The 20,520-nt window shown below is 61.0% G+C and carries 24 protein-coding genes and 3 tRNA genes; 10 read left to right on the top strand and 17 right to left on the bottom strand.

Going from position 1 to position 20,520, the window contains the following annotated elements; translation table 11 throughout:
• Positions 1-402 precede the first annotated feature (402 nt).
• From rplL to secE, 6 genes are all read right to left on the bottom strand, one after another.
• Positions 403-774, bottom strand: coding sequence for a 50S ribosomal protein L7/L12 (rplL, locus tag H0482_RS02405; RefSeq protein WP_193728416.1), 372 nt, complete (start codon positions 772-774; stop codon positions 403-405).
• A gap of 57 nt (positions 775-831) precedes the next feature.
• Positions 832-1,350, bottom strand: coding sequence for a 50S ribosomal protein L10 (gene rplJ / locus H0482_RS02410; RefSeq protein ID WP_193728417.1), 519 nt, complete (start codon positions 1,348-1,350; stop codon positions 832-834).
• A 400-nt stretch (positions 1,351-1,750) separates the two neighbouring features.
• A complete protein-coding gene (gene rplA / locus H0482_RS02415) occupies positions 1,751-2,443 on the bottom strand; it encodes a 50S ribosomal protein L1 (RefSeq protein WP_193728418.1) in 693 nt (230 codons plus the stop codon).
• Between the two features lie 5 nt (positions 2,444-2,448).
• Positions 2,449-2,877 carry a 50S ribosomal protein L11 gene (gene rplK / locus H0482_RS02420; protein ID WP_193728419.1) on the bottom strand — a complete coding sequence of 143 codons (429 nt, stop codon included), beginning with the start codon at positions 2,875-2,877 and terminating at the stop codon, positions 2,449-2,451.
• A 115-nt stretch (positions 2,878-2,992) separates the two neighbouring features.
• Positions 2,993-3,523 (bottom strand): transcription termination/antitermination protein NusG, encoded by a 531-nt coding sequence (gene nusG, locus H0482_RS02425; protein ID WP_193728420.1) that lies wholly within the window; start codon positions 3,521-3,523, stop codon positions 2,993-2,995.
• A gap of 39 nt (positions 3,524-3,562) precedes the next feature.
• Positions 3,563-3,757 (bottom strand): preprotein translocase subunit SecE, encoded by a 195-nt coding sequence (secE, locus tag H0482_RS02430; RefSeq protein ID WP_193728421.1) that lies wholly within the window; start codon positions 3,755-3,757, stop codon positions 3,563-3,565.
• 258 nt (positions 3,758-4,015) lie between these two features.
• Here secE and H0482_RS02435 point away from each other — a divergent pair, with 258 nt between their 5' ends.
• Positions 4,016-4,282 (top strand): hypothetical protein, encoded by a 267-nt coding sequence (locus H0482_RS02435; protein ID WP_193728422.1) that lies wholly within the window; start codon positions 4,016-4,018, stop codon positions 4,280-4,282.
• A gap of 182 nt (positions 4,283-4,464) precedes the next feature.
• Positions 4,465-4,540 (top strand) — tRNA-Trp (locus H0482_RS02440).
• A gap of 378 nt (positions 4,541-4,918) precedes the next feature.
• On the opposite strand, the gene H0482_RS02445 is transcribed toward H0482_RS02440, so the two are convergent.
• Positions 4,919-5,410, bottom strand: coding sequence for a hypothetical protein (locus H0482_RS02445; RefSeq protein ID WP_193728423.1), 492 nt, complete (start codon positions 5,408-5,410; stop codon positions 4,919-4,921).
• A gap of 292 nt (positions 5,411-5,702) precedes the next feature.
• Here H0482_RS02445 and H0482_RS02450 point away from each other — a divergent pair, with 292 nt between their 5' ends.
• Positions 5,703-6,239 (top strand): DUF488 domain-containing protein, encoded by a 537-nt coding sequence (locus tag H0482_RS02450; RefSeq protein ID WP_193728424.1) that lies wholly within the window; start codon positions 5,703-5,705, stop codon positions 6,237-6,239.
• Between the two features lie 223 nt (positions 6,240-6,462).
• Here H0482_RS02450 and H0482_RS02455 read toward each other — a convergent pair whose 3' ends face one another.
• The gene (locus H0482_RS02455; protein WP_193728425.1) at positions 6,463-6,786 is read right to left on the bottom strand and encodes a hypothetical protein; all 324 of its coding nucleotides are present in this window, start codon (positions 6,784-6,786) and stop codon (positions 6,463-6,465) included.
• 298 nt (positions 6,787-7,084) lie between these two features.
• Positions 7,085-7,158, bottom strand: a tRNA-Gly gene (locus H0482_RS02460).
• A gap of 199 nt (positions 7,159-7,357) precedes the next feature.
• Between H0482_RS02460 and H0482_RS02465 the strand changes: the two genes are divergently transcribed.
• Positions 7,358-7,442, top strand: a tRNA-Tyr gene (locus H0482_RS02465).
• A gap of 195 nt (positions 7,443-7,637) precedes the next feature.
• Here H0482_RS02465 and H0482_RS02470 read toward each other — a convergent pair.
• Positions 7,638-7,964 (bottom strand): hypothetical protein, encoded by a 327-nt coding sequence (locus H0482_RS02470; protein ID WP_193728426.1) that lies wholly within the window; start codon positions 7,962-7,964, stop codon positions 7,638-7,640.
• A gap of 351 nt (positions 7,965-8,315) precedes the next feature.
• Between H0482_RS02470 and H0482_RS02475 the strand changes: the two genes are divergently transcribed.
• The 4 genes from H0482_RS02475 to H0482_RS02490 all read left to right on the top strand — a co-directional run bounded on the left by H0482_RS02475 (position 8,316) and on the right by H0482_RS02490 (position 10,746).
• On the top strand, positions 8,316-9,215 hold the full coding sequence (locus H0482_RS02475; RefSeq protein WP_193728427.1) for a glycosyltransferase family 32 protein: 900 nt from the start codon (positions 8,316-8,318) through the stop codon (positions 9,213-9,215).
• A gap of 72 nt (positions 9,216-9,287) precedes the next feature.
• A complete protein-coding gene (gene rlmB, locus H0482_RS02480) occupies positions 9,288-10,043 on the top strand; it encodes a 23S rRNA (guanosine(2251)-2'-O)-methyltransferase RlmB (RefSeq protein WP_193728428.1) in 756 nt (251 codons plus the stop codon).
• The gene (locus H0482_RS02485) at positions 10,040-10,429 is read left to right on the top strand and encodes a hypothetical protein (protein ID WP_193728429.1); all 390 of its coding nucleotides are present in this window, start codon (positions 10,040-10,042) and stop codon (positions 10,427-10,429) included. The genes rlmB and H0482_RS02485 overlap by 4 nt, the downstream gene beginning before the upstream one ends.
• A 92-nt stretch (positions 10,430-10,521) precedes the next feature.
• Positions 10,522-10,746 (top strand): hypothetical protein, encoded by a 225-nt coding sequence (locus H0482_RS02490; RefSeq protein ID WP_193728430.1) that lies wholly within the window; start codon positions 10,522-10,524, stop codon positions 10,744-10,746.
• Between the two features lie 12 nt (positions 10,747-10,758).
• Here the strand turns inward: H0482_RS02490 and H0482_RS02495 are convergent, their stop codons facing one another.
• Both H0482_RS02495 and H0482_RS02500 read right to left on the bottom strand, forming a co-directional pair.
• Positions 10,759-11,649 carry a polysaccharide deacetylase family protein gene (locus H0482_RS02495; RefSeq protein WP_330998172.1) on the bottom strand — a complete coding sequence of 297 codons (891 nt, stop codon included), beginning with the start codon at positions 11,647-11,649 and terminating at the stop codon, positions 10,759-10,761.
• A gap of 80 nt (positions 11,650-11,729) precedes the next feature.
• Positions 11,730-12,194: a YaiI/YqxD family protein gene (locus H0482_RS02500; RefSeq protein ID WP_193728431.1), complete on the bottom strand. Its 465-nt coding sequence runs from the start codon at positions 12,192-12,194 to the stop codon at positions 11,730-11,732.
• 98 nt (positions 12,195-12,292) lie between these two features.
• On the opposite strand from H0482_RS02500, the gene hemN reads away from it, so the two are divergent.
• On the top strand, positions 12,293-13,648 hold the full coding sequence (gene hemN, locus H0482_RS02505) for an oxygen-independent coproporphyrinogen III oxidase (protein ID WP_193728432.1): 1,356 nt from the start codon (positions 12,293-12,295) through the stop codon (positions 13,646-13,648).
• A 133-nt stretch (positions 13,649-13,781) separates the two neighbouring features.
• Here hemN and H0482_RS02510 read toward each other — a convergent pair whose 3' ends face one another.
• From H0482_RS02510 to xylF, 5 genes are all read right to left on the bottom strand, one after another.
• Complete coding sequence (locus tag H0482_RS02510) at positions 13,782-14,909, bottom strand: S-(hydroxymethyl)glutathione dehydrogenase/class III alcohol dehydrogenase (RefSeq protein WP_193728433.1); 1,128 nt, start codon at positions 14,907-14,909, stop codon at positions 13,782-13,784.
• A gap of 62 nt (positions 14,910-14,971) precedes the next feature.
• On the bottom strand, positions 14,972-15,589 hold the full coding sequence (locus H0482_RS02515; RefSeq protein WP_193728434.1) for a DUF1345 domain-containing protein: 618 nt from the start codon (positions 15,587-15,589) through the stop codon (positions 14,972-14,974).
• Positions 15,590-15,754: 165 nt separating this feature from the next.
• On the bottom strand, positions 15,755-16,537 hold the full coding sequence (locus H0482_RS02520) for an ATP-binding cassette domain-containing protein (RefSeq protein WP_193728435.1): 783 nt from the start codon (positions 16,535-16,537) through the stop codon (positions 15,755-15,757).
• A gap of 11 nt (positions 16,538-16,548) precedes the next feature.
• Positions 16,549-17,850: a sugar ABC transporter permease gene (locus tag H0482_RS02525; protein ID WP_230989466.1), complete on the bottom strand. Its 1,302-nt coding sequence runs from the start codon at positions 17,848-17,850 to the stop codon at positions 16,549-16,551.
• 129 nt (positions 17,851-17,979) lie between these two features.
• Positions 17,980-19,014, bottom strand: coding sequence for a D-xylose ABC transporter substrate-binding protein (gene xylF / locus H0482_RS02530; protein WP_193728437.1), 1,035 nt, complete (start codon positions 19,012-19,014; stop codon positions 17,980-17,982).
• A gap of 229 nt (positions 19,015-19,243) precedes the next feature.
• Here xylF and H0482_RS02535 point away from each other — a divergent pair, with 229 nt between their 5' ends.
• The gene (locus tag H0482_RS02535) at positions 19,244-20,497 is read left to right on the top strand and encodes an ROK family protein (RefSeq protein WP_193728438.1); all 1,254 of its coding nucleotides are present in this window, start codon (positions 19,244-19,246) and stop codon (positions 20,495-20,497) included.
• Positions 20,498-20,520 lie beyond the last annotated feature (23 nt).

Consider the following 20,520-nt stretch of genomic DNA (forward strand, 5'->3'; position numbering starts at 1 on the left):
GGCGCAGCTTCCAGACAAACGAGGAACCCCTCTCCGGAAACGCGCACCTATTGCTTTGTCTCGGAGGCAGATATCCAAAGAACCGACCATCAGCCGTCGGCGCTCGGGATATATGCCCGTCAGTCAAATTCAGCGGACCTTCAGGACGTCGCTTTTCATCCCACTCCAGGCCCGGAAGCGGGATCACAGTCTCGTGATCAGCAGCTAAAACCCCGCATGCGGCACAGCCCGCAGCGAGGTCATCAGAGGCTTCAACGTGCCTGAGACATCCAAAATCGTCATATATTTCCGCAAATTGGCGCCTGAACCCATTCAATCGGCCCGGCGAATCGTTCCGTCAGAAACGGAAAAGCGAAATGGCACATAAAGCGCCATTTCGCAAATTTCAAGAGGGAACTGAAATTACTTCAGTTCGACCTTTGCGCCGGCATCTTCCAGCTTCTTCTTGATGTCTTCGGCTTCAGCCTTGGACACGCCTTCCTTGACGGCCTTCGGTGCGCCTTCAACCAGAGCCTTGGCTTCGCCCAGGCCCAGGCCGGTGATGGCGCGGACTTCCTTGATGACGTTGATCTTGTTGTCGCCGAAGGCGGCCAGGATCACGTCAAATTCGGTCTTTTCTTCAACGGCAGCAGCCGGGGCAGCGCCAGCGGCAGCAACAGCAACCGGAGCAGCGGCGGAAACGCCCCACTTTTCTTCCAGCATCTTGGACAGTTCAGAAGCCTCGAGGACGGTCAGAGCCGAGAGGTCATCAACGAGCTTGGCGAGATCAGCCATTTTATACTCTTTTCAGTTTGTGTTCAGGTTCGAATGTTGAGGTAGTCTGGAACGGCCTTACGCCGCTTCGCTCTTTTCGGCGTGAGCCTTTAGGACGCGAGCAATGCCCGCACCCGGCTGCACGAGAATGGAAGCGATGTTCGTTGCCGGCTGCTTGACCAGGCCAGCGAGCTTTGCCCGCAGCTGATCGAGAGACGGCAGCGTCGCCAGTGCCTTGACGCCATCGGCGTCGAGTGCGGTTGCACCCATGGCGCCACCGAGAATGACGAACTTCTGGTTCTTCTCGGCGAAAGCCGCTGCGATTTTCGGCGCAGCGATGGGATCTTCCGCATAGGCGATGACGGTCGGGCCAGTAAACAGGCCCGAAATGTCAGCGACATCGGTTTCCTTAAGAGCAAGCTTGGCAAGGCGGTTCTTGGCGACCTTGACCTTGCCGCCAGCCTTCTTGACCTGCACGCGCAGGTCAGTGAACGCAGCGACGGTCAGGCCGGTATTGTGCGCAACCACGATCGATCCAGCACCCGCGAGGGCTTCCTGGAGCGAGGCAATGACTGCACTCTTTTCCGCTCTTTCCACACTAGTCTCCACTAGTCTGGTCCCATTGGCCGAAGCACGCCGGGACCATTGCCAATTGCTGCCCCCTGCCCTTTTCGGGACCGGGGAACAACGGTTAGTGCCTGCCAACCGAGCGCCCCGAAGGGCAACTGGCCTAGGTTCGAACCGAACGAAATTCGGTCTTCACCCCGTCTATTGCTGGCCCTGATCGTTTCAGATTTACTGGCTTTTTCGCCAACCGGCAGTCTCGGACAGGTCTTTCGCCAGCAGTTCGAAGCTATTCGCTAACAGACTGCTAACGTCTCGCGGCCGAAGCCGCGAATTGCTGGAGCGCGGCATCGTCCCTGACGGAACCGCGCTCCAAATTCATCACCAGAAGGGCCCTGTTCGAAAAGTGAAACCCACTTTTCAGGCCGACTTCTTAGAGAGCCGTCGACGGCTCGACATGGACGCCCGGGCCCATGGTGGACGACACGGCGACCTTCTTGACATAGGTGCCCTTGGCGCCAGCCGGCTTGGACTTGACCACGGCGTCGGTGAACGCCTTGATGTTCTGCAGCAGGGCTTCTTCCGAGAAGGAAACCTTGCCAATGCCGGCATGGATGATACCGGCCTTCTCGACGCGGTATTCCACGGCGCCGCCCTTGGCAGCACCGACAGCACCCTTGACGTCCATGGTCACGGTACCGACCTTGGGGTTCGGCATCAGGTTGCGCGGGCCGAGGATCTTGCCGAGACGGCCGACCAGCGGCATCATGTCCGGCGTGGCAATGCAGCGATCGAAATCGAGCTTGCCGCCCTGAATGGTTTCCAGGAGGTCTTCGGCGCCGACGATGTCGGCACCAGCGGCCTTGGCCTCATCAGCCTTGGCGCCACGGGCGAACACGGCAACGCGAACGGTCTTGCCAGTGCCGTTGGGCAGCGACACGACGCCACGGACCATCTGGTCAGCGTGACGCGGGTCAACGCCCAGATTCATGGCGATCTCGACCGATTCATCGAACTTGGCCGAAGCCTTCGACTTCACCATCTTGATGGCTTCATCGAGGCTGTAAAGCTTGTTGCGGTCGATGCCTTCACGGGCAACGGCGACCTTCTTTGCGATCTTTGCCATTTCTATCAGCCCTCGACCTGGATGCCCATGGAGCGCGCGGAACCGGCGATCATGGTCATTGCGGTTTCAACGTCGTCGGCGTTGAGATCCTTCATCTTCTTTTCGGCGATATCGCGCAGCTGAGCCTGCGTGATGGTGCCGGCGCTATCCTTGCCCGGCAGCTTGGAGCCGGACTTGAGGTTAAGCACCTTCTTGATGAAATAGGTCACCGGCGGCTGCTTCATCTCGAAGGTGAAGCTCTTGTCGGCATAGGCGGTGATCACGGTCGGAATGGGCGAACCCTTTTCCAGTTCCTGCGTAGCGGCGTTGAACGCCTTGCAGAATTCCATGATGTTGAGGCCGCGCTGACCGAGAGCGGGACCGATCGGGGGCGACGGCGTGGCAGAGCCGGCCGGCACCTGGAGCTTGATATAGCCCGTAATCTTCTTAGCCATTCTTCATCCTGTTCAATGCCCAGATCGGGCGGTTGATGGCCGTGGTGCGGTTTCCTGACGCCGGCTGAGCGCCATCCCCTTCCACGGGTTTCGCGGGATTTTCCCCGCGTGACGGTCAGACCTTTTCGACCTGACCATATTCGAGCTCCACCGGAGTGGGGCGACCGAAAATCGAGACCTCGACCTTGAGGCGGGAGCGCTCCTCGTCCACCTCTTCGACGACGCCGTTGAAGCTGGCGAAAGGACCGTCCGACACGCGGACATTCTCGCCGACCTCGAAACTGATCGTGGGCTTGGGATGATCCACGCCTTCCTGCACCTGTTGCAGGATCGACATGGCCTCATTCTCCGAAATCGGCATCGGCCTGTTGTCCGAACCGAGGAAGCCAGTGACCTTGGGCGTGTTCTTGATCAGATGGAACGCCTCATCGGTCATCTCCATCTTCACCAGCACATAGCCCGGAAAAAACTTGCGCTCGGCATCGACCTTGCGGCCACGACGAATCTCCACGACCTTTTCGGTCGGCACGATCACGTCTTCAAACAGGTGATCGAGTTTCTTCTGCGCGACCTTCTGGCGAATGTCCTCCGCCACCTTGCGCTCGAAATTCGAATAAGCCTGAACGATATACCAGCGCTTGGCCATAAAGGGTGCCGCTCCCAGTAACCTAATAAAATGAACCGCTTAGCGGATCGACAACATCAAGGACACGAGCCAGGAAATGACCTGATCCGCCAGAAGGAAGAACATGCTGGCCAGGATCACCAAAACGACGACCATGATCGAGGAGATCAGGACTTCATTGCGGCTCGGCCAGGTCACCTTGCTGACTTCCGAGCGAACCTGCTGGAGAAACTGGATCGGATTCGGACGGGCCATAGGCTAACCAACTCTTCGTGTCTTGGTGCAAAACCAAACGCCGCGCAGGAATCCCGCACGGCTAGAGACCGGCTATCTAGAAGTTTTGCCCGCACATTGCAACAGGCAAGCCCAAGAGAATCGCCAATGCCGCCACCCGCCGAAAACGCCACGCTGTAAAGCATAAGTGCAAAAGCCGACGAATTCCACTTGCGCAGGGCACCGCCTTGGATTTGGATTGATCCCTGCCCGACAGAGGCAGAGCTCAAGGAGGGAGCGATGTCGTTCGACGTGATTGGTTGCCAACTTCTGCATTTCGGCCCGCACAAGGCGATTCCCAACCGCATCACCGGCGCCGTCCGCGTGCGTATCCGCGAAACCTTCCTTTGCAACCGGACGGAATATTCGCTCGACCTCAAGGTAAAAGCCGATTGCGGCTCCGTGCCCCATGAACAGGTGCGCACCGCCCTGCTCTCCCACGCGGCGCATCAGCTCAACAAGCTCAAGGCCCGCCACACCGACAAATTGCCCGCCGCCGCTGAATAGCGCGTATGGCCTTGAAGGCCGCGCCACACCCCGACCTCATGCCGCGGCGCATGTCGGGCTTCGCCGCATGTGATCCTATCCATCAAAAGCGCACAACGCCGTCCCGGCGACAAAACCCACAGACGAGCGCGCAGACCCACTTGCATCGCCGCGCCTTTGCCATTAGACACGGCCTCGCCTGAAGGGGTTTAGCTCAGTTGGTAGAGCATCGGTCTCCAAAACCGAGGGTCGTGGGTTCGAGTCCCCCAGCCCCTGCCAGGCCCGGATTTTCTCGACATTACCGGTTTTGTGGACGCAACAGCGCGTAGTTGCGCTGCCTTGTGTTGAGTATCGCGACGATTGCGTTCACACACCCGAACTGTCGGGCCCCAGTATGCACGATTGACGCGGCCCTCAGCGCCATGCCCGGACAACTCAGATGGCTGTTTGGCAAACATTCACGTTAGCTGAGGAGAAGCGGCCATCGTTGAGCGATTTGTGGATTCCGGCTTCATGGAGTGAGGCCCAAGCCGTACCCAGCACCCCGGCGCAATGGCACGTCATCCATACCGTCTCCCCAATGCAAAAGCCCCTCTGGTTAGAGAGGGGCTTGTTCAAGTGTGAGGCGCTACAAAATTGCAGCGAGCAAATCAAAAATTACTCGACTACAAATGAGCCTTCTGCCCTAAATTCCGGCTCTTGCACCCCTGAAGTCCCAGCGGCCAGGCCCTGTGCTATTGGATTCCGTCCGACCGTGAACTGATACGTGCCGGGCCTGATTGGCACGAAGCCGAATGAAACTTTGCCTGGCTCGTCAAACTCAAATGCCCTGAAAACGAGGCTTTGCAAATGCACCTCAATGCCATCATTCACGGTCAAAACGCGGAGATGAGAGTTTGCAAGAAGGTCTGGTGCCTCAAAGCGCCAATCGGTCTCACCATCGCTCAACACGTTTAAGCGGTAATATTCCCCCGTGATCAACTTGACTTCGGTGGTTGATAACTCCGGCGTACCGGCCTCGGTCTCGTGGATCATTATTTCCAAGTCCACCGGCGGGAATTGGGCCAAGTTTCCTCCAACTTGTCCATATGCAACATTGGCTCCCGACATCATCGCCGCAAGCGTCAAAACCGAAACAAATTTTTTCATGAAAAGTCCTCCTGCAAGCGAAAGCAGGGCCATTTCACGGGATGAAGTCAACATCGACGCATCTAGGTATTTGGTTGCACTTGCCAACTAAAGGTCACGCGACAGGATCCCGCAGCCGCCTTGCCCTGGCCCGCAAACCAGGCGGCTTGATGAGACACCTCATTTGCTGATCAAGCAGCGCCGGATCGTGCGAAGCCATTCCGACCGGTGACTTTTTGGTAAACATTCACGCGAAAATGTGGGGCATACCGCCCAATCGGAACCGCCGCCATGCGGGCGCGTTGGTCCAAGTATGACAACTTTCCTGACGATTGGACATTCGAGCCGATCCATTGGCGAACTGGTCGGGATGCTGCGGGACGCCAAGGTATCCATGCTGATCGATGTTCGGGCCATTCCGCATTCCCGGACCAACCCTGCGTTCAACATTGAGAACCTGCCGCATGATCTCACCAAGGTGCAGATCAGCTACCAGCATTGGCCGGCGCTCGGCGGCCGGCGGGGCAGACAACCAATTGACGAGAAAATCAACGCAAACTGGCGAGTTCAGAGCTTCCACAACTATGCCGACTATGCACTAGGCGATGCGTTCGCCGCGGCGCTCTTCCGGTTGGTTGATCTGGGCCACAACCAACGACTGGCACTCATGTGCTCCGAAGCGGTTTGGTGGAGATGTCATCGCAGGATCATCGCCGACTATTTGCTGATGGGTGGGCATGCTGTCGATCATCTCATGGCGCCTGGGCGTATTGAGCGGGCGATGTTAACCCCTGCTGCGATGAAAACCTCGGATAGGAAATTGGTCTACCCTCTCGAGACCTCTCCGTAGCGAAGCTGTGCATTTTGCGTTGCCAGATGCCGCTAGGCGCCTCGAAGCAGGTCGGCGCCACTTGACCGCCGTCACCTTGATATGAATTGAGGCGGAGCCCGCTATCCCGCTTCGAGAGCCTCAAGGACCAGCATAGGCTTTCGCAACCTGGCGCATAACGATTTCGAACAGGCTCCCTCTCGCCCTGCCATGCGAGGCTTTACCCGCAAACCCGTTGGCCCCCTCAATCGGTCACACGCAAGACCTGGCTGACGCAGGTATCCAACGTGGCACGCATATCGGTTCCGTCCGCCAGTGTCACAACTGCCAGCATGGGGCCACACTGGGCCGCCAATTGCACGGACACGGCCTGTCCCGGCGCCAGGTCGTCATAGGAGCCACCCAGATTGTCCTCCACGGGATCTCCATCCGCATCAATCGGATAGACGCTGAGTGACGTCACCACCCGATTGGATTCGTTCATAAGGCGCAGGCTGACCTCGCCCTGGGCCGATGCCGGTACAGCGGCCAAGGCGATCGTGAAAGCGGCCAAACGCAGCAGGTGCATTGCAAAATCCTCATGATCACTTGTCATTTGTGATGCCGATCTTGTCGCTGCGCAAGACCGCCGACGCTTCTCAAGAAGTGCGACTGGGAAGGCGCTGTCTTCGAAGCCGAAGCGTCCACAGACGGCCTTGGCCCGGCCGAAGCAGGGTCGGGCACACTTCAAAAAGCGTCATTGGTCAATGTTCGAGATGGCTATCTGACGAATGAAAGGCGGGGCGCCGTATTGCGGTCCAGCAGCCGCACTTGAAGCGGACGATTTGATCAAATCGTCAGACAGCTTCTATGACGGAAATGATTTTTGGAGCGGGTAGCGGGAATCGAACCCGCGTATTCAGCTTGGAAGGCTGCTGCTCTACCATTGAGCTATACCCGCCTGGAGGCGATGCCATGGCCTCGCTTAGCAAGATCGGCCACGATATTGCAAGTGCGAGCTGGCTATGCGCACCACAAAAAGCGCAGCCTGGGCAATTTCTTGCGGGAGAGACGCTTAGGGGAGTTGACACCTTTGCCCCGGCCCACCATAAACCGCCCCGACGAATGCGAGAGCTGTTCGTCTCCTGCCCGGAAAATGTGGAGGGGTGGGAGAGTGGTTAAATCCATCAGACTGTAAATCTGACGCCTCAGGCTACACTGGTTCGAATCCAGTCCCCTCCACCACCCCGCCCAAAAGGGCCCCGAAATTTCAAATACTTACAGAGCGGATTTTGCCAGGCTTTTGACTGGCAATTTGTCGTTCGCGGCATGAATTGCCGCGGCCATGCCACCACGCACAAGGATCCGGCGGACCGGTGGTTTTCTCGGAGGGTGCGATCTCGGGACGCGTAGCCAATGCCTTGTGGCGGTGACGGCTATTCAACGGGCGATCAAAAGGCGAATTAAAGGGACGCGTTCAAGAGTATATCTCGGTGATGCCGGACAGGTGTTGAGACTTGCGCCCGCGATGGTCAAGCCGGTCGTTGGCGAAAGCGGCAGGTCATACGCAATGCTTGCGAGCAATGCGTTGCCAATTGCCGTCGCGTCGAAAGTGGACGACACCCCAAAGAGCGGGAATGTTGCATCCCAGCTCGCCTGGCCACCCAGATATTGGTATTCGACGAACTCGGATAGCGGGCCATCAAGCCGATATCCCAGATATCCGCCAATGCCGGTCGCAAGGCCGAATTTTACGTTGTCGACCACGCCGCCACCGGCGAATGAAGCGCCGCCATCCGTGGTGTGCGAGGTGCCTCACGCAACGCCTGCCAGAAGATCGATGCCCGCAAACGCGCCACTTTCCTGAGCAAAGGCAGAAGCGCAAAAGGCCCATAGGGCGACGGAAATCGCCGAGGCAATACGCAGCGGCACCACGTTCGCCCTTCCCCCATATGGAACCAAGAAGGTGTCACGTAATGGTAAACGCGCCGCTACGGTTGACGCTCGATGGGCATGGAAAACGCGCAGTGCCTTTTTCCGACTGAGTTGCTGCCGTCCTGATGTCTGGGCTTTTCGATTCCGGGCCGCAAAAGGCTGGCAGACTTGACGTTTCGGGGGATGAAACTAAAACCAAAATCCAGTTTTGGGGGCGGGCCGTTCGAATTGAAAACCAGCACGACAATTTCCGGCGCTTATCACCAGACCCGCGATCACGCGCCGATGCCCAGGAAAATATGGGCCTATTGGTCGAGCACTGACCTGCCCGAATTGATCGCCGCCTGCATGCGGACATGGACCTTGCACAACTCGGACTACGACGTGATCCTGGTCACGCCGCAGACGCTTCCAGATTATGTGCGGAATATCCCGGAAAATCTGTTCGAGGAGACGCCGCAGCGCCAATCGGACTGGGCGAGGCTGGCGCTGCTCGCCGAGCATGGCGGCATCTATATGGACGCGACCATCGTGGTTTCCGGCGACATCTCGTTCGTCGGCGAAACGATGGCAGAAGCCGGGGCGGAAGCCTTCGGATATTACCTCAATCGCTGGACAAGGGACGCCTCGCGGCCGGTGATCGAAAGCTGGATGGTGGCAGCTGCGCCGCATTCCGAATTCATCACTGCCTGGAAGGATGAGTTCGAAAACGCCATCCGCCTCGGCGCCGGAAATTACGTGCGCATGCTGAAACGGGAAGAGAATTTTCCTGCGCTGCGTCAGGGCATATCGGCGCCGACCTATCTCAACATCCACCTCGCCGCGCAGCGCATCCTCGGGCGCGACCATGGCTACAAAATCGTGATGCTCAAGGCCGAAGATGGGCCCTATAGCATCCACCACGCCTTTGGCTGGCGGAAGCGCCGCATCCGCCACGCGATCTGCGATATGAACGCTGCCGAAATCAGCCAGTCCTCGATCACCAAGCTGCGGGGCTGGGAATGGCGCGCCATACTCGCCCGGCTGAGCAACAAGAAACGCGGTGTCGCGGAAAATTCGCTGGTGGCCTCGCTGGTCGGATAAAAGCCCGGTATTGCACGGGCGCGGGCCTGCAAGCTGCTTGCCGCGCCGCTGCAAAACCGCTACCGCTCAGCCATGAGCCGCAACAAATTCCCCCCCAAGCCCAAATATGATCCCGATACCGGGCCGGTCTATCTTTATGGCCTGCATACGGTTCGCGCCGCGCTGGATAATCCCGGCCGCGTCAAGAAAACGCTGCTGGCGACGCCCAATGCCCTTGGCCGGCTGAAGGAAAGCGGCGAGATCGGCAAGGTGAAGGTCGTCGAGACCAACCCCAAGGAACTCGACCGTCTGCTGGGCGGCGAAGCCGTGCATCAGGGCGCGGCGCTGGAAGTCGATCCGGTCAGCCGCTTCGGGCTCGACGATATTTCGAACCTGAAACTGGTCGTAGTGCTGGATCAATTGACCGATCCGCACAATGTCGGCGCCATCCTGCGCACCGCCTGCGCCTTCGGCGCCGATGCGGTGATCACCACGGCGCGCCATTCTCCGCGCGAAACCGGCGTCATGGCCAAGGCCGCCTCCGGCGCACTGGACCTGGTGCCGATGATCGAGGTGCGCAATCTCGGCGACACGCTAGAAAAGCTCAAGCAGCGCGGGCTCTTGGTGCTGGGCTTTGATTCAGAATCTGAAGTGCAGCTGAAGCCGCGCACCGACGACAGGCCGCTGGCCGTGGTCATGGGCGCCGAGGGCAAGGGCCTGCGCCAGCGCACCCGCGAACTCTGCGACGAGATGGTGCGGCTCGACATGCCCGGCCCGATCAAATCGCTCAATGTCTCCAATGCCGCCGCCATCGCCCTCTTCGCCGCCACTGCCGGACGCAAATCATGAGCCAGTTCGAGCCTTTCGCCATGGCCTTGCGCCTCTCGGGCGTCTCGGTGCCGCAACCGGACCTCGACCGCGCACTCAAGCAATTGAGCGTACGCTACGAGCCGGAAGACGCGGCAGACAGTTTCTACGCCCAGATCGACGTGGCAGTGACCAATCCGGTGCGGGCCCTGCTTGAGCTGGCGGATCGCTCCGGCCCCGCCATCGCCGCCATGCTGGACGACCGCCGCATCGGCAAGGCGGTGCTGGATATTGCCTTCGATTATCCGGTTGAGGGCGAATCCATGTCCGCCCGGCTGCCCGCCCATGCCGCCGCCGCCATTGCCAATTATGGGATCGACATCGAAATCTCAGTCTACCTCACCGATGTCGAGGACGACGAAGATTAAGCGAACCTCGCTAGAATAAACCATTCCGGCAATCGGGTTTGGACCTCGGCCAAATCATGCGTTAAGGCTTTGCTAACCATTGCGAGGCCGGCATGCGCGTACCAGATATCGGACAGCCCCTTTACGAACGTCGCATCGTGCGCGAGGGCAAGCGCATCGCCGAGCGCATGCTGGAAGGCTATTCGGTGACCGCCAATGGTCGCTTCGTGCCGGATCGGCAGGGCCGGGGCGGCTTGCAGATGTGGTCGGGTGGATTGTCCCGCGCGGCTGAGACGCTGACCGGGCTGTATCGGCGCGCCGCCAGAAGCCTCAAATAAACCAGACCCGCCTCAGAGCGTCTCGCCATCCTTCTGGGCCTGCGCCGTGATCACACTGCGCCCGAACGCGCCGCCATTCTTCGGCGCCAGACGCACGACGGAATAGCCGCGCGCCTTCAACTCATCGAGAAACAGCGGCAGCATGTCCACGGTGCGCTGGTGAATGTCGTGGAAGAGGACGATGCCGCTGCCCCGCGCCTCAAGCCTTTGCAGCGTCCGAGCGGCCACGGCTTCAGCTGAATCGCGGTAATAATCCTTGCTGTCGATGTCCACATCGAGAACCACCATGTCGCCCTGCAGCAGCGTGGTGCGCAGATAGCCGCTCTGCGACAGATAGGGAAAACGGAAGAAGGGCGACGCCGCGTAGCCTGAACCGGACAGGGCATCGGCGACTGCCGCCTCGCCCCTGACGATCTCGTCCAGCGCGGCCTGTCGGCTGAGCCGGGTGAGATCGACATGGTCATAGGTGTGACTGCCCACGCCATGACCGCGCTGGGCCACCAATTGCACCAGTTTCGGATTGGCTCTCGCCGCCGAGCCCAGCATCAGGAAAGTCGCCTTGACCCCATGCGCATCCAGCGTGTCGAGAATGGCCGGCGTCTTGCCGGCACGGGGACCGTCATCAAAGGTGAGAACGACTTCGCCCGGCCGCAAGATGATGTCGGCGGTCGAAGCGACCTGCAAGGTGCGACCGGCCAAAGCGCCGCCGGAGAGGATTTTTCTGGGCATGGCCTGTTCCAGGCGGGCGCTTGCGCCTTGCAGCGGCGCGCTGCCGGTCACGATGCGATCCTGCGTGGCGACCGGTCCGGACGAGACCTGATCCTTCTGGCTGATCGGCTTGGCGCAGCCACCCAAAGCAAGCGCAACCAGACCGGCAAGAACGAAAGCAGGAATAAGCCGCACGAGGACACCCGAAACACTTGGTTAAACAGGCATCAATATTTTCGATTATGGTTAATAATCCCCTCGTGAATTATTAAGAACTACTTACCCGCCAAGGATTTAGCCTTGCGACCCAGACTATCCAGCGCACTGAGAAAGGCCGAGCGGTCGGCGGGACGGAAGCCGGGATTATAGCCCGCAATCTCGCCGGTCTCGCGCAGGTGCTGCTTGAGGTCGCGCATGGCCAAAGCCATGCCGATCGAGGCAGGGGTGAAGGGCTTGCCGGTGAAACCAAGGACGTGGCAGCCTTTGTCGATGGCGCGGCTGGCCAGCGGAATGTCTGCGGTAAGGACGATGTCGTTGGCCACGGCCTGTTCGACGATCCAGTCATCGGCGGCATCGGCCCCCGAAGGCACCACGACGACCCGCACCATCGGGTCGCGTGAGGGACGGATACCGCCATTGCTGACCAGGACGACGACCAGGCCAAGCCGCTCGGCGACGCGCTTCGCCTCGTCCTTCACCGGGCAGGCATCGGCATCGACATAGATCATGGGATCGGACATGGCGGCTCCATAAAACGTCTGCACGGCTTGATCCAGGGCAAATGGCCCCTGCCCCGTGCTTGATAGAAGGTCGCCATCCCGCATGGAACCCTATCGGCATGGACATCGAGACCAAATCACTGATCGAGCGCTATTCCCAACCGGTGCCGCGCTATACCAGCTATCCCACCGCGCCGCATTTTCATGCCGGCATCACGCCCCAGACCTATGCGCGCTGGCTGGCCGAATTGCCGCAGGACGCCACGATCTCGCTTTACCTACATATCCCTTATTGCGACCGGCTGTGCTGGTTCTGCGGCTGCCACACCAAGCACACGCTGCGCTATGAGCCGGTGGCCGATTATCTCAGGGCACTTCATGCCGAAATAGACTGGGTCTCCCGGCAATTGGACGGACGCAGCAGCGTCACCGCCATCCATCTCGGCGGCGGTTCGCCGACCCTGCTGACGCCCGACGATCTGCTGGCGCTCAAGCGCAAGCTCGCGGGCGCGTTCAGGATCGATGCGGCGGCGCAGATCTGCATCGAAATCGATCCCAACGATCTCGATGACGGCCGTTATGATGCCATGGCCGCGTTCGGGCTCAACCGCGCCAGTCTCGGTGTGCAGGATTTCGATCCGGTGGTGCAGAAGGCGATCAACCGGCTGCAAAGCTTCGAGCAGACCAAAAGCGTGGTGGACGCCATGCGCAGTCGCGGCGTGGATTCGGTCAATCTCGATCTGCTCTATGGCCTGCCCTTCCAGACCGAGGAGGGGCTGACGCGCACGGTGAAAGCGGCGCTGTCGCTCGACCCCGACCGGGTGGCCCTGTTCGGCTATGCGCATGTGCCGTGGATGAAGTCGCATCAGAAGATGATCCCCGAGACCGCCCTGCCCGGCCTTGATGCGCGCTTCGCCCAGGCCCAGCGCGCGGCCAGCCTGCTTGTCGAGGCCGGCTTGCAGCCCATCGGTTTCGATCATTTCGCCAAGCCCGGCGACAGCCTCGCCATCGCCGCCCGAAACGGCACGCTGCGCCGCAATTTCCAGGGCTATACCGACGACGCCGCCGATGCGCTGATCGGGCTCGGGGCTTCGTCCATCGGGCAATTGCCCCAAGGCTATGTGCAGAACATCATCGCGACCGGCGACTATTCCAGGGCGGTGCTGAGCGGCGGCGTCGCCACGGCCAAGGGCCTTGCCTTGACGCAGGACGACCGGCTGCGCGCCCGCGCCATCGAGACCCTGCTGTGCCATTTTCGGCTCTCGGCGTCAGATCTGGAGGGTTTTGGCGCCGCCGGACGGGCGCTGATGGCGGAGGCGCAAGCCATTGCAGCGCCCGACGAGGATGGGTTGGTGAAGATGGCCAATGATGTCTTTGCCATTACCGACCGCGGCAAACCCTTCGTGCGGGTGATCGCATCGCGGTTCGACCGCTATTTCGGCACCGGCACAGCGCGCCACTCGGTGGCGGTGTAGCGCAGAGCATTTGCGGATACCGCGTTGCCCCGGCATTCGTCACCGCCCGGTTTATCCGGGCGGTCCATCTGCGTCGTGGAAAGGTGGATTGCCCGGGCGAGCCGGGCAATGACGATGGGTCGGAAGGTCTGGATTAATAGACCACGACGGAGCGGATGCTTTCGCCGGCGCGCATCATCTCGAAGCCCTTGTTGATGTCTTCAAGACGCAGGGTGTGCGTGATCATGGGGTCGATCTCGATCTTGCCGTCGAGATACCAGTCCACGATCTTGGGGACATCGGTGCGGCCCTTGGCGCCGCCAAAGGCGGTGCCCATCCAGGTACGGCCGGTGACCAGCTGGAACGGGCGGGTGGAGATTTCCTGCCCGGCCCCGGCCACGCCGATCACCACCGACTTGCCCCAGCCGCGATGGGAGCATTCGAGCGCCTGACGCATAACCTTGGTGTTACCGGTGCAATCAAACGTGTAGTCGGCGCCACCGATCAGGTCGCCCCGCCTTTTGGTCATGTTGACGATATAGGGAACGATGTCCTCGCCGATCTCGGTGGGATTGACGAAATGGGTCATGCCGAAGCGCTCGCCCCATTCCTTCTTGGAATTGTTGAGATCGACGCCGATGATCATGTCGGCCCCGGCAAGGCGCAGGCCCTGAATGACGTTGAGGCCGATGCCGCCCAATCCGAACACTACGGCAGTCGAGCCGATCTCCACCTTGGCGGTATTGATCACCGCGCCGATGCCGGTGGTGACGCCGCAGCCGACATAGCAGACCTTGTCGAACGCCGCTGCCGCATCGATCTTCGCGACGGCGATTTCGGGCAGGACCGTGTAATTGGAGAAGGTCGAGCAGCCCATATAGTGAAAGATCGGCTTGCCCTCGAAGGAGAAGCGCGAGGTGCCGTCGGGCATCAACCCCTGCCCCTGGGTGGATCGGATGGCGGTGCACAGATTGGTCTTGCCTGAGCGGCAGGAATAGCATTCGCGGCATTCTGGCGTGTAGAGCGGAATGACGTGATCGCCCTTTTTCAAGCTGGTGACGCCGGGGCCGACATCGACCACAACGCCAGCGCCTTCATGACCGAGAATGGCGGGGAAAATGCCTTCCGGGTCGGCGCCGGACAGGGTGAAATCATCGGTATGGCAGAGGCCGGTCGCCTTGATTTCGATCAGGACTTCGCCTGCCTTGGGGCCTTCGAGATCAACATCCACGATCTCGAGCGGTTTGCCTGCTGCAAAGGCGACGGCGGCGCGGGTCTTCATGGGATTCGGCTCCTTTAGTTCATTCTGCCCGAGGTTTGGCATGGGGAGTGCCCTGCGGCAACTCACATGCCGCCCATCGACACCGCCACATTGACCGTCGCCGCCACGATCACCGTGTTGAAGAAGAAGGAGAAGATGGAATGGATCAGCACCACCTTGCGCATTTCATTCTTGGTGATGGCCACATCGGCGACCTGCGCGGTCATGCCGATGACATAGGCGAAATAGAGAAAGGCCAGCCCATCCGGCTCGGCCTTGCCAGGAAAATCGAGCCCACCGTCCTCGGCCTCGTAGAACTCATAGGCATAATGATAGGTGGCCAGCATGTGGACGACGCCCCAGCCCAGCACAACTGCGACGATGCTGAGCGAAAGCTGTAGAGCCCCCGCTTCGCCGCCGGAATTGATTACCTGGAACAGGGACACGACGCACACTCCGACGATGAGCGCGGTGATCATGAAGATGGCGAGCACGGGCGCGTCTTCCTGCCCGGCATGCTGGCGCAGGAAGCTGGCCGTCATCCTGGGGAGGCGCAGAAACGCCTGGATCAGATAGGAGGCAAAGAAGGAAATGGCAGAAATGGTCACCGCCCAGCCGGGCAAAACGAGCAGGCTGGCGACGGCCACGGCGAGGCCAATGGCAATGGAGACATAGAAGGCGTGGAAGCGGCGGCGGGCCATGACGCTCTCCAGAAAGCATGGCGCCCAGCAGAGCAGCACCATTGGCCGGCTGTCCAGCCCCGGTGGCGATCGACGCATTGGCCAATGGCAATCGGGCATGCGGAGCGCTGGCCCTCGGATCAGCTCCGAGCGCCAGCGGCGGGCAGACCGGGCGTGTAAACCGCCCTAGCCCGCAATGGCTCCCGGCCCCGGTGTCGCGCCGGGCGGCACCTTGCCCATGATGATCATGCCCAGAACCTCGTCCTTGGTGACGTCCGAGGTCTTCGCCTGGCCGACGACCTGTCCGTTCTTCATCACCACCACGCGATCGGCGAGATCGAAGACGTCGTGAATGTCGTGGCTGATGAGGAAAATGCCGATGCCATCGGCCTTGAGCTGCTTGATCAACTCGCCCACCTGCGCCGTTTCCTGCGGACCCAGGGCGGCGGTCGGCTCGTCCATGATCAGGATGCGGGCATTGAAGAGGATGGCGCGGGCAATGGCGACGGATTGGCGCTGCCCGCCCGACAGGGCTTTGACTGGCTCCTTGAAGCGGCGGAAATTGGGATTGAGCCGCCCCATGACTTCGCGCGCCTTGGATTCCATGGCAGCGTCATCCAGCGTCCCCAAAGGCGTGATCATTTCGCGCCCGAGGAAGAGATTGGCCGCAGCATCGACATTATCGGCCACGGCGAGCTGCTGATAAATGGTCTCGATGCCATAGGCCTTGGCGTCGCGCGGATTGTTGATCGTGGCGGTTTCGCCATTGATGCGGATGTCGCCCGCATCGCGCCGATAGGCCCCCGAGAGGATCTTGATCAGGGTGGATTTTCCCGCGCCGTTATGGCCGAGCAGGGCCACGACCTCGCCGCGATGCAGGCTGATGGACGCCTGATCGACAGCGCGAATGCCGCCGAAGGAGATGGAGATGTCGGTCATTTCGACCAGAGGCGTAGAGGTGTCCAGCATGATCGGAACTCCTAATGCTTGTTCCGGCGGTAAAGCGTGTCGAGCCACACCGCAAAGACCAGAACGATACCGACGACGATCGATTGCAGCGGCGAGTCGATGCCCATGAGCACCATGCCCGATTGCAGCGATTGCATGACCACCGCCCCCAGCAGCGCACCGGCAACCGTGCCGACACCGCCAGCCAGCGAGGTGCCGCCGATGACTGCCGCGGCGATGACGTAGAGTTCATCCAGCGTGCCCAGGGCATTGGTCGCCGCATTGAGGCGTGCCGTGGAAATGGCGGCGGCGATGGCGCAGAGCGCCCCCATCAGCATGAAAATCTTGACCGTCACCCAGCGGGTATTGATGCCGGCCAGCTCCGCCGCCTCGGGATTGCCGCCCATGGCATAGACATAGCGGCCGAAGCGGGTGCGGGTGGTGAGGAAGGTCATGGCCACGCCTACGCCGATGGCGATCAGCACCGGGATGGCGATGCCATGAGAGATGAACAGTCCGCCCTCGGGCACCGGGATATTGTTGGCGCCGGCATAGTTCTGCGCAATGCGCACCGGCCATGGATAGGCATTGGCGACTGCGACCGCGCCGATGGCGGCAGCGCAGCCGATGACGGCCAGCGTGATTTCGGCCCAGACCGGGCGCTGCGGGAAATTGAAGCGGCGACGCTGCTGCCGACCGAAATAGAGGCCAATGACGATGGCGGCGCAGGCGATGATGCCCACCACCCAGCTCCACATGGCGCCGATGGCGCCGAAGGGGCCACCGCCCATGAGCTGGAAGGTCGTATCCATCGGCGCAACGGTGCGGCCGGCCGTGACCCACCACGCCGCTCCACGCCAAACCAGATAGCCGCCCAGCGTCACGATAAAGGCCGGCACCTTGAGATAGGCGATGATCGTGCCCTGCAGCGCCCCGATGCCAATGCCAACGGCTATGCCCGCAGCCAGCGACAGGATCCAGATCATCGGATGGCCCAGACCGAGGCCGAGTTGCACCGGCAGGATCTGCGTCTGCATCACGCCCATCACCATGCCGACCAGCCCGAGAATGGAGCCGACCGATAGGTCGATATTGCGGGTGACGATGACCAGAACCATGCCGGTGACCATGACGGCGACCGAGGCCGTCTGCACCGACAGGTTCCACAGATTGCGCGGCGTCAGAAACAGGCCGCCGGAGAAAATGTTAAAACCCACCCAGATGATGGCGAGCGCGCCGATCATGCCGAGCAGGCGTGTATCGACTTCGGTTGCCGTGAGGAACCGCTGAAGGGGACTTTGCGCAAAGCTGCTGGGATGCGCGGGGGTCGTCATGGCATGCTGTTCGGCCATCGAAATCTCCCGTGGAAACGACGCCCCGGAGAGCCGCGGCGCGAGCCGGTTACAGAAGTGCCGCAGCGCGAACGCCGCGGCACCTCCAAACCAGTTTATATGGTTTCGACCTTAGTTACACGCGGGAACCGAACCGGCGGCAACACCCTGGCAGACCACATCCTTGGACACCCAACCGGCATCGATGACGACGTCGAGATTATCCTTGGTGATGGCGACGGGCGAGATGAAGAAGGCATTCATTTCCACGCCCTTCGGCCCGCCGGCGAACGGCACGACGCCGGTAACTTCGTTGAGCGCCTTGCCGCCGGCCAGTTCGAGGGCCACTTCCGCAGCCTTCTTGCCCAGCTCGCGCGCATCCTTCCACACCGACACGGTCTGGGTGCCAAGCGCGATGCGGTTGAGCGCGGCATGGTCGCCGTCCTGACCGGAAACCGGCACCGAACCGGCCAGACCCTGGGCGGCGAGAGCAGCGATGGCGCCGCCGGCAGTGCCGTCATTGGAGGCAACGACAGCATCGATCTCGTTGTTATTGGCGGTCAGGAACTGTTCCATGTTCGCCTGCGCGACTTCCGGGTTCCAGTTGTCGGTATAGGCTTCGCCAACATTCTTGATGTTGCCGGCATCGATACCGGGCTTGAGCACTTCCATCTGGCCTTCGAAGAGGAAGTCGGCGTTCGGATCGGCCGAATTGCCCTTGATGAAGACGAAATTGCCCTCGGAGACAACGGCGGCGACACCGGCAGCCTGAAGGCGACCGACTTCCTTGTTGTCGAAGGTCAGGTAGAAGGCGTCCGGGTTCTCGATCAGGCGGTCATAGCCGACCACCGGAATGCCCTCGGCGACGGCAGCGGCGACGGCGGGACCGACAGCTTCGCTGTCCTGGGCCAGAACGATGATGGCGTTGGCGCCCTGGCTGATCAGACTTTCAATGTCGGTCAGCTGCTTGGACGCGGACGACTGGGCGTCAGCGGAAATGTACTGGGCGCCGGCGGCGTCGAGCACGGCCTTGATGGCGGCTTCGTCGGTCTTCCAGCGCTCTTCCTGGAAATTGTTCCAGGACACGCCGACCGTGATCTTGTCCTGCGCAATAGCCGAACCGAAAAGAACGGTCGAGGCAAGCAGGACCGCTGCAAATTTATTCATGTCTGTCCTCCCATGGGCAGCTGCATGCCGCCCGGATTGCAAGCTGGAGATTATCCCCTACCGGGCCTCCTCCACTTGCGCCCTGAGCATTATTTTAGTGCTCGAAAAAACCACTCGCATAGTGCCCGGCGACGTGTCAACATCAATTTCAGGGCTCGAAATAATTCAGCGGTTGCGATTTCGCGCCCGGCGGTGTTGAGGTGCGCGCGAAGTTGAGGGAGTGGTCCGTTTGACGCGAACTGTCGGCGATAGTGACAGCATCCGAAGAGAGAATCGGGGACTGCTCCTGGCCGCCTTGCGGGCAGCCGGGCCGCAATCGCGCACCGCCCTCGCCACCCGCACTGGACTCAGCCATGCCAGCGTGACCGCCATCATGCAGGATCTTCTGGCGCAGGGCCTGGTAGAGGAAATGAGCGCCGCCGCGCGCAGCGACACAAAGGTGCGAGGCCGCCCCGCCATTCTCGTCGGCTTCCAGCGCAGCGCCGCCTATGTCGCCCTGTTCGAAATCGATGTGAACCGCGCGCGCCTGTCGCTGGTCGACTATACGGGCATATTGGTGGACCGGATCGAAAGCGAAGTCAGTCCAACCACGTTTCAGCTGACCCGGCCCGACGTCTTCTTCGCCGAAAAGCTGGAGCTGCTGCGCGAGCGCACCCCCACCGCTTCAGCCGCCTTGCGCCGCGTCGCCATTTCGGTTCAGGGCATTCTCGACCGCGACGGCGGTGGCCTCAAATGGTCCCCCATTTCCGGCCTCGCCGGCACCCCTTTCGCCGCCAGGCTGCAAGACGAGACCGGCCTGCCGGTCAGCCTGCACAAAAGAGGGCGGCTGCTTGCCGAAGGCACCCGCTGGCTCGACCCCGACCTGCTGAACGCCAGCGTCGCCACGGTATTCATCGGCTCCACCGTGGCCATGGGGCTGAGCCTGCACGGGCAGATCATGGGGCGCGGCGAGGACGGGGCCACCGAATTCGGCCACATGAACCACATTCCCAACGGTGCCCTGTGCCGCTGCGGCATGCGCGGCTGCATCGAAGCCTATGCCGCCGATTACGGCGTATTGCGCACCGCCTATTCGGTGCCCGAGACGGCGCCCCCTGCTCCGGCAGTGCCGGCGCAACAATATGAATCCCTGATCCAGCGCGCCGAACGGGGCGAGCGCGCCGTCACCCACGGCTTCAACCTCGCCGGGCGCGCCATCGGCTATGGGCTGGCGCGCATGCTGGCCATGTTCGATCCCTCCCATATCCTGATCGTGGGGCCCGGCGCCCGCGCCCTTGGCCTGATGCGGCCAGAAATCGAAGGCGCCCTCGACGCTTCCCTCGTCTGCAAGATCAACGGCATGCCCCGCATCATTCCCCATGCCGACGAGCGGGAACCCATTTTCCGCGGCCTGATGATGAAGACGCTGAACGACATCGACCAGAACGCCTTTGCCGGCCTTGCGGCTGCGGATCGGGCGCTAGATCAGCCGGGGATGACCTGAAGGAGTGGATTGCCCGGACGAGC

Source organism: Devosia faecipullorum (genome assembly GCF_015158295.1).
GTDB classification, from domain to species: domain Bacteria; phylum Pseudomonadota; class Alphaproteobacteria; order Rhizobiales; family Devosiaceae; genus Devosia; species Devosia faecipullorum.

Excerpts from the sequence above, each read along its gene's own strand:
- rplL (WP_193728416.1), bottom strand. The coding sequence starts at position 774 with ATGGCTGATCTCGCCAAGCTCGTTGATGACCTCTCGGCTCTGACCGTC.
- rplA (WP_193728418.1), bottom strand. The coding sequence starts at position 2,443 with ATGGCAAAGATCGCAAAGAAGGTCGCCGTTGCCCGTGAAGGCATCGAC.
- rplK (WP_193728419.1), bottom strand. The coding sequence starts at position 2,877 with ATGGCTAAGAAGATTACGGGCTATATCAAGCTCCAGGTGCCGGCCGGC.
- nusG (WP_193728420.1), bottom strand. The coding sequence starts at position 3,523 with ATGGCCAAGCGCTGGTATATCGTTCAGGCTTATTCGAATTTCGAGCGC.
- secE (WP_193728421.1), bottom strand. The coding sequence starts at position 3,757 with ATGGCCCGTCCGAATCCGATCCAGTTTCTCCAGCAGGTTCGCTCGGAA.
- H0482_RS02435 (WP_193728422.1), top strand. The coding sequence starts at position 4,016 with ATGTCGTTCGACGTGATTGGTTGCCAACTTCTGCATTTCGGCCCGCAC.
- H0482_RS02445 (WP_193728423.1), bottom strand. The coding sequence starts at position 5,410 with ATGAAAAAATTTGTTTCGGTTTTGACGCTTGCGGCGATGATGTCGGGA.
- H0482_RS02450 (WP_193728424.1), top strand. The coding sequence starts at position 5,703 with ATGACAACTTTCCTGACGATTGGACATTCGAGCCGATCCATTGGCGAA.
- H0482_RS02455 (WP_193728425.1), bottom strand. The coding sequence starts at position 6,786 with ATGCACCTGCTGCGTTTGGCCGCTTTCACGATCGCCTTGGCCGCTGTA.
- H0482_RS02475 (WP_193728427.1), top strand. The coding sequence starts at position 8,316 with ATGAAACTAAAACCAAAATCCAGTTTTGGGGGCGGGCCGTTCGAATTG.
- rlmB (WP_193728428.1), top strand. The coding sequence starts at position 9,288 with ATGAGCCGCAACAAATTCCCCCCCAAGCCCAAATATGATCCCGATACC.
- H0482_RS02485 (WP_193728429.1), top strand. The coding sequence starts at position 10,040 with ATGAGCCAGTTCGAGCCTTTCGCCATGGCCTTGCGCCTCTCGGGCGTC.
- H0482_RS02490 (WP_193728430.1), top strand. The coding sequence starts at position 10,522 with ATGCGCGTACCAGATATCGGACAGCCCCTTTACGAACGTCGCATCGTG.
- H0482_RS02500 (WP_193728431.1), bottom strand. The coding sequence starts at position 12,194 with ATGTCCGATCCCATGATCTATGTCGATGCCGATGCCTGCCCGGTGAAG.
- hemN (WP_193728432.1), top strand. The coding sequence starts at position 12,293 with ATGGACATCGAGACCAAATCACTGATCGAGCGCTATTCCCAACCGGTG.
- H0482_RS02510 (WP_193728433.1), bottom strand. The coding sequence starts at position 14,909 with ATGAAGACCCGCGCCGCCGTCGCCTTTGCAGCAGGCAAACCGCTCGAG.
- H0482_RS02515 (WP_193728434.1), bottom strand. The coding sequence starts at position 15,589 with ATGGCCCGCCGCCGCTTCCACGCCTTCTATGTCTCCATTGCCATTGGC.
- H0482_RS02520 (WP_193728435.1), bottom strand. The coding sequence starts at position 16,537 with ATGCTGGACACCTCTACGCCTCTGGTCGAAATGACCGACATCTCCATC.
- H0482_RS02525 (WP_230989466.1), bottom strand. The coding sequence starts at position 17,850 with ATGACGACCCCCGCGCATCCCAGCAGCTTTGCGCAAAGTCCCCTTCAG.
- xylF (WP_193728437.1), bottom strand. The coding sequence starts at position 19,014 with ATGAATAAATTTGCAGCGGTCCTGCTTGCCTCGACCGTTCTTTTCGGT.